5 protein-coding genes and 1 rRNA gene are annotated in these 6,572 nt (G+C 45.8%); all 6 read left to right on the top strand.

The window, feature by feature from the left end:
- Window positions 1-15 precede the first annotated feature (15 nt).
- A 5S ribosomal RNA gene (rrf, locus tag BP97_RS0127800) occupies window positions 16-132 on the top strand.
- A 222-nt stretch (window positions 133-354) separates the two neighbouring features.
- Complete coding sequence (locus tag BP97_RS0127795; protein WP_028552048.1) at window positions 355-816, top strand: CtsR family transcriptional regulator; 462 nt, start codon at window positions 355-357, stop codon at window positions 814-816.
- A gap of 12 nt (window positions 817-828) precedes the next feature.
- Complete coding sequence (locus BP97_RS0127790) at window positions 829-1,347, top strand: protein-arginine kinase activator protein McsA (protein WP_028552047.1); 519 nt, start codon at window positions 829-831, stop codon at window positions 1,345-1,347.
- 70 nt (window positions 1,348-1,417) lie between these two features.
- The gene (locus tag BP97_RS0127785) at window positions 1,418-2,449 is read left to right on the top strand and encodes a protein-arginine kinase McsB (RefSeq protein ID WP_051621011.1); all 1,032 of its coding nucleotides are present in this window, start codon (window positions 1,418-1,420) and stop codon (window positions 2,447-2,449) included.
- Window positions 2,450-2,505: 56 nt separating this feature from the next.
- The gene (clpC, locus tag BP97_RS0127780; protein WP_028552045.1) at window positions 2,506-4,947 is read left to right on the top strand and encodes an ATP-dependent protease ATP-binding subunit ClpC; all 2,442 of its coding nucleotides are present in this window, start codon (window positions 2,506-2,508) and stop codon (window positions 4,945-4,947) included.
- 153 nt (window positions 4,948-5,100) lie between these two features.
- Window positions 5,101-6,468 (top strand): DNA repair protein RadA, encoded by a 1,368-nt coding sequence (gene radA / locus BP97_RS0127775; RefSeq protein ID WP_028552044.1) that lies wholly within the window; start codon window positions 5,101-5,103, stop codon window positions 6,466-6,468.
- Window positions 6,469-6,572 lie beyond the last annotated feature (104 nt).

Raw genomic sequence — 6,572 nt, 5'->3', positions numbered from 1 at the left:
CTTCGAAAAATCCCGTTTGGTGATGATGGCGGAAGGGAACCACGCGTACCCATACCGAACACGAACGTTAAGCCTTCCAGCGTCGATGGTACTTGGACCGCAGGGTCCTGGGAGAGTAGAACGTCGCCAAGCAAAAGTAAAAAGTCTTTCCGGATATTCCGGGAAGGCTTTTTTGTATTTCTCAGAAAGTTATGTTGCAAACAATGGCTCCATTTGAAAAGCATAAAAAAAAATGAAGAGTCAACAATAAAATGAGCGTCGTTCCATAGTTGCAAATTTTCTGAAAACTGCTATAATGATATTAAAGTCAAAGAAAGTCAAAGTCAATTTACTTCTGGGAAGGAGGATGAATTGATGCGTAATGTCTCCGAAGTCATTGAACAGTATTTAAAGCACATCTTACAACAAAGTACTGATGGAATAGTGGAAATTCAGCGCAATGAGCTGGCGGATCAATTCGAATGTGTCCCTTCCCAAATCAACTACGTTATCAGCACACGGTTTACTTTGGAAAAAGGATATATTGTAGAGAGTAAACGCGGTGGCGGCGGCTATATCCGCATTCAGAGGATTGAGCTTAAAGCTCATGGGTCGGTGCACGATCATATTTTCAAGACCATTAGCACCCATATGGATCAAACAGCTTCTGAAGGATTGCTGTATCAACTTGAGGAGAGCGGTTATATTACTCCAAGAGAAGCAGCGATCATGAGGGCTGCGATAGCGAGGGAAGTGCTCGTTTTGAAATTGCCGCTGCGTGACGAGATCAGGGCCAAAATCATGAAGGCTATGCTGATATCCTTGTTGAGTAAATAAGGAGGGACTTGTATGCTTTGTCAGGAATGTGGAAAAAAACAGGCAACATTACATTTTACCAAAATACTGAACGGCGAAAAGACCGAGTTCCATATTTGTGAATCGTGCGCTCGAGAAAAAGGGGAGCTGATTCCAGGTACTCCAAATGGCTTTTCGATTCATAATTTGTTATCAGGATTGCTCGATTTTGAACCGTCCTCTCATAATCCAATGGCTCCAAAATCTCCACCAAGCCGGTGTGAGCATTGCGGACTGACTTATACGCAGTTCAGCAAGCTGGGTCGTTTTGGATGCAGCTCATGCTATAAGCATTTCGGTGAGAAGTTGGATCCATTGTTCAAAAGAGTACACGGGAATATTCAACACACAGGAAAGGTTCCAAAACGTTCCGGTGGGTTAATAAAACATAAGAGGGAAATCGAAACCTTAAAGAAAGAGCTGCTTGTGAAAATTGAGAAAGAAGAATTTGAAGATGCGGCTCATCTGCGTGACGTCATACGTGATCTGGAAAAAAAGGTAGCCGAAGGCTAAGTTCCTTTTTGAGTAGGGAGGTGTGCTTGTGACAACAAAACGTTTTACAGAGCAAGCTTTGAGCGATTGGATGAAGGGTGAGGGGCCGGATTCGGATATCGTCATTAGCAGTAGAATCCGTATTGCGAGGAATTTGCGGTCTTATCCTTTTCCAATGCTTGCTACAAACCAGCAGTCCAAAGAAGTGCTGGAGCAAGTATCGAACGTATTGAGCAATGAAGAGCTGCATACGATCAGTCATTTTTCTTTAGTTCTACTCGATGATTTGAATGAGCTGGAAAAACGGGTACTGGTGGAGAAGCATCTCATTAGTCCGGCATTGGCTGACGAGTCGCGCAATGGCGCGGTAATCCTAAGCGACAATGAATCCATTAGTATTATGGTGAATGAAGAGGACCATTTGCGAATACAATGCTTGTGCCCAGGTTTTCAAATTAAAGAAGCTTGGGATATGGCGAACCAGATTGATGATTTATTCGAAATTCAATTGGATTATGCTTTTGATGAAAAAAGAGGCTTTTTAACGAGCTGCCCTACTAATGTGGGAACAGGTATTCGAGCTTCTGTAATGATTCACCTCCCTGCTTTGGTGCTAACCCAACAAATTAACCGTATTTTATCGGCAATTACTCAAGTTGGGCTTGCCGTTCGCGGATTGTATGGGGAAGGCAGCGAGGCGTTGGGCAATTTGTTTCAAATTTCGAATCAAATTACATTAGGTCAGTCCGAGCAGGAGATTATAGACAACCTGTACGGCGTTGTAAGGCAGCTTATAGAGCACGAACGGGCTGCAAGGGAAAAGCTACAGTATGAGACCAAAGCGAAGCTGTTGGACCGAATTAGCCGCTCCTACGGGATTATGTCCTATGCTGCTATTATGGACTCCAAAGAAGCCGCTCAGCGCCTCTCCGACGTCCGCTTGGGTATCGATCTGGGGATTATCAAAAACGTCCCTACTCAAGTGATGAATGAGCTTCTGGTTATGACCCAGCCGGGTTTTTTACAGCAGTATGCAGGAGAAAAGCTAACGCCTGAAGAAAGAGACATAAGAAGGGCGCAGCTCATTCGCGAGAAGTTCTCGCAAGAAAGTGCTACATGCTAGAACGCACCCTTTGAAGCGTGCTTTCGATATTTTATTCTTTTATGGAGGTGTTACACATGATGTTTGGGAGATTTACAGAACGTGCGCAGAAAGTGTTGTCTTTGGCACAAGAAGAGGCCGTTCGTTTAGGCCATAATAATATTGGTACCGAGCATATTTTGCTGGGGCTGATTCGTGAAGGCGATGGTATTGCAGCCAAGGCTCTAATTGCTTTGGGATTAGGGCTTGAGAAAATTCAAGACGAAGTTGAAGCATTAATCGGTAGAGGGCAAGAACAGCCTACCAATATTGCTTATACGCCAAGAGCGAAAAAAGTGATTGAACTATCAATGGATGAGGCCCGCAAGCTGGGTCATACCTATGTGGGTACCGAACATATTTTGTTGGGACTAATCCGTGAAGGTGAAGGCGTCGCTGCCCGTGTGCTCAACAATCTTGGAGTCAGCCTGAATAAGGCTCGCCAACAAGTACTTCAACTGTTAGGCAGCAGTGAAGTGGTGTCTACGAACCATGGTAACACCGCTAATGCGAATACGCCTACGTTGGACGGATTGGCCAGAGATTTAACGGCATATGCTAAAGACGGCAATCTGGACCCTGTTATTGGGCGCAGTAAAGAAATTGAACGAGTTATTCAAGTGCTGAGTCGGAGAACCAAGAACAATCCGGTTCTTATCGGGGAGCCTGGGGTAGGTAAAACAGCTATCGCCGAAGGACTTGCACAAAAAATTATTAATAATGAAATTCCTGAAACGTTAAGAGATAAAAGGGTTATGACGTTAGATATGGGTTCCGTTGTTGCGGGTACTAAGTACCGCGGCGAATTTGAGGACCGTTTGAAAAAGATTATGGATGAGATTCGTCAAGCCGGTAACATCATCCTGTTCATTGATGAGCTGCATACGCTGATTGGTGCAGGCGGTGCTGAAGGCGCCATCGATGCTTCCAACATTCTTAAGCCTGCATTGGCTAGGGGTGAGCTGCAATGTATCGGTGCCACGACATTAGATGAATATCGCAAATATATCGAGAAAGATGCCGCTTTGGAAAGACGCTTCCAACCTATTACGGTGGATCAGCCGTCTCCTGAAGAAGCAATTCAAATTCTACATGGTTTACGTGATCGTTATGAAGCACATCACCGTGTGAAAATAACGGATGAAGCGATTGAGCAAGCTGTAAAATTGTCCGATCGTTACATTACAGATCGTTTCCTGCCAGATAAGGCGATCGATTTGATCGACGAGGCGAGCTCCAAAGTAAGGCTTCGCTCCTATACGGTACCGCCGGATCTGAAAAAACTGGAAAGCAAGCTGGAAGATATCCGTAAGGAAAAGGACGCGGCGGTTCAAAGCCAGGAGTTCGAAAAAGCAGCTGCCCTGCGAGACACGGAGCAAAAGCTGCGTGAAGAACTGGATTCGACTAAGAATGAATGGAAAGAAAAACAAGGCCGTACGGATTCCGAAGTCACTCCGGAGGATATTGCACAGGTAGTTGCAAGCTGGACCGGCATTCCGGTTGTTAAGCTCGCGGAAGAAGAGACTGAGCGTCTGCTGAAAATGGAGTCCATTTTGCATGATCGTGTTATTGGGCAAGAAGAAGCCGTGAAAGCGGTAAGCCGAGCTATTCGCCGCGCTAGAGCTGGCTTGAAAGATCCGAAACGCCCTATGGGTTCCTTCATTTTCTTAGGACCAACAGGCGTAGGTAAAACGGAGCTGGCACGTGCCTTGGCAGAATCTATGTTCGGTGACGAGAATGCTGTCATTCGAATTGATATGTCCGAGTACATGGAGAAGCATTCGACTTCCCGTCTCGTAGGAGCGCCTCCAGGATATGTAGGTTACGAAGAGGGCGGACAATTAACGGAAAAAGTTCGCCGCAAACCATATTCTGTAGTCCTGCTGGACGAAATTGAAAAAGCGCATCCGGAAGTATTCAACATCCTGCTGCAAGTACTGGAAGATGGTCGCTTGACCGATTCTAAGGGACGTACAGTAGACTTCCGCAATACGCTGATCATCATGACCTCTAACGTAGGTGCGGACACAATCAAGAAAAACTCTTCGCTTGGCTTCACAGCAATGAATGATGCCGGCAAGGATTATAACAATATGAAAGACAAAGTGATGGGTGAGCTTAAAAAGAGCTTCCGTCCGGAGTTCCTGAACCGGATTGATGAAATCATCGTGTTCCATTCTCTGGACGAAAGACACATTGCGGAAATTGTGACCTTGATGGCCGAGGATCTTCGCAAACGTCTGAAAGAGCAGGAAGTGGACTTTATCTTAACCGATAAAGCTAAAGCGTTCCTGGCTAAAGAAGGCTTTGATCCTACCTATGGAGCAAGACCGCTTCGTAGAGCGATTCAGAAGCATATCGAAGACCGGTTGTCTGAAGAATTGCTCCGCGGACATATCTCCAAGGGCGATACATTGACTATCGATGAGCAAGATGGAGAGTTGACGGTGGAACGCAATCAAGGCGTTGCAACATCTTAATAAGCAAATGCGTTATACATCCTGTATCCTTATAAGGGTACGGGATGTTTTTGCGTTTTGTGGGCTATAAGGGTTTTCTTTACCCCCACAAAATGGTAAACTTTGATAAGATGCGGTAGGCAACGGATGGAATAACAGCAGGGAGAATAATAAATGGCAAAGCAAAAAACGAAGTTCTGCTGCCAAGAGTGCGGCTATGAATCGCCGAAGTGGATGGGGAAATGTCCCGGGTGCCAGGCATGGAATACATTTGTAGAAGAAGTGGAAACCGTCACAAAGACTCAAGGAATGAACTCTTCTATACTAAAGTCGAAAGAAAAGCCTGTTTCGATCATAAATATTAAAAGCAGTGAAGAGCAGCGCATCGTTACACGAAATAAAGAATTAAATCGAGTTCTCGGCGGCGGAGTGGTGCCAGGATCACTGCTGCTTGTTGGTGGAGATCCCGGCATAGGTAAATCGACGCTGCTGCTGCAGACCTCGCATGATTTGACCCTCAGCAATCAAAAAGTACTGTATGTATCCGGAGAAGAATCGGTTAGACAGACAAAGCTGCGGGCGGATCGGCTGAATGCTACATCCGAACAATTGTTCGTATTGTGTGAAACGAACCTCGAATTAATAGAGGCGGCTATCGAAGAAGTACAGCCTGATTTTGTCGTCATTGATTCCATACAGACGGTATATCATCCGGCTATCGGTTCGGCTCCGGGCAGTGTTTCTCAAGTTAGAGAATGTACTGGACATTTTATGCGCATTGCTAAAATTAAAGGCATCGCAACGGTTCTGGTCGGTCATGTAACTAAAGAAGGCGCTATTGCGGGCCCAAGGATGCTTGAGCATATGGTCGATTGCGTGCTTTATTTTGAAGGGGAGCGCCACCACTCTTATCGGCTGCTGAGAGCTGTGAAAAACCGCTTTGGTTCCACGAATGAAATCGGAATTTTTGAAATGCAGGAAAGCGGCTTGGTTGAGGTTAATAATCCTTCAGAGCTGTTCTTGTCGGAGAGGCCTTTAGGGGTGTCCGGTTCTACGGTGGTAGCGAGTATGGAAGGGACGCGGCCTGTCCTGGTTGAGCTGCAGGCATTGGTCTCATCGACGAACTTTCCTTCTCCGCGCAGAATGGCTACAGGGATTGATCACAATCGCCTTGCGCTAATTATAGCCGTGCTTGAAAAGCGGATGGGAATGTTTTTGCAAAACCAGGATGCTTATGTCAATGTTGCTGGTGGGGTGAAGCTCGATGAACCGGCGGTTGACCTTGCCATTGCGGTAAGTATTGCCTCAAGCTTAAGGGAGCAGCCTACACAGCCGTTTGATGTCGTGTTTGGCGAAGTTGGCTTAACCGGTGAGGTGAGAGGCGTATCGAGGGTAGATCAACGAGTCAAGGAAGCAGAGAAGCTTGGATTTCGCCGAGTTATCGTGCCGGAAAAGAGCTTGAAGGGCTGGACGCCTCCTTCCGGTATAGAAGTAATAGGAGTGAATACAGTAGCCGAGGCGTTAAAGGTTGCCTTAGGATAAAAGGAAAATTTTTTAATACAGTTAATAATATCAACAATAGAACTCGTAATGCCTTACGAAGGCAGACTTTTCTACGGAAAGTCCAAAGTTCAGGCTTACGAAGT

Source organism: Paenibacillus sp. UNC451MF (genome assembly GCF_000686845.1).
Classification (GTDB): domain Bacteria; phylum Bacillota; class Bacilli; order Paenibacillales; family NBRC-103111; genus Paenibacillus_S.
This window is presented reverse-complemented; position numbering and strand designations above follow the sequence as displayed.

Bases quoted from the DNA above. Each gene is read 5' to 3' on its own strand.
- BP97_RS0127795 (WP_028552048.1), top strand. From the start codon at position 355: ATGCGTAATGTCTCCGAAGTCATTGAACAGTATTTAAAGCACATCTTA.
- BP97_RS0127790 (WP_028552047.1), top strand. From the start codon at position 829: ATGCTTTGTCAGGAATGTGGAAAAAAACAGGCAACATTACATTTTACC.
- BP97_RS0127785 (WP_051621011.1), top strand. From the start codon at position 1,418: ATGAAGGGTGAGGGGCCGGATTCGGATATCGTCATTAGCAGTAGAATC.
- clpC (WP_028552045.1), top strand. From the start codon at position 2,506: ATGATGTTTGGGAGATTTACAGAACGTGCGCAGAAAGTGTTGTCTTTG.
- radA (WP_028552044.1), top strand. From the start codon at position 5,101: ATGGCAAAGCAAAAAACGAAGTTCTGCTGCCAAGAGTGCGGCTATGAA.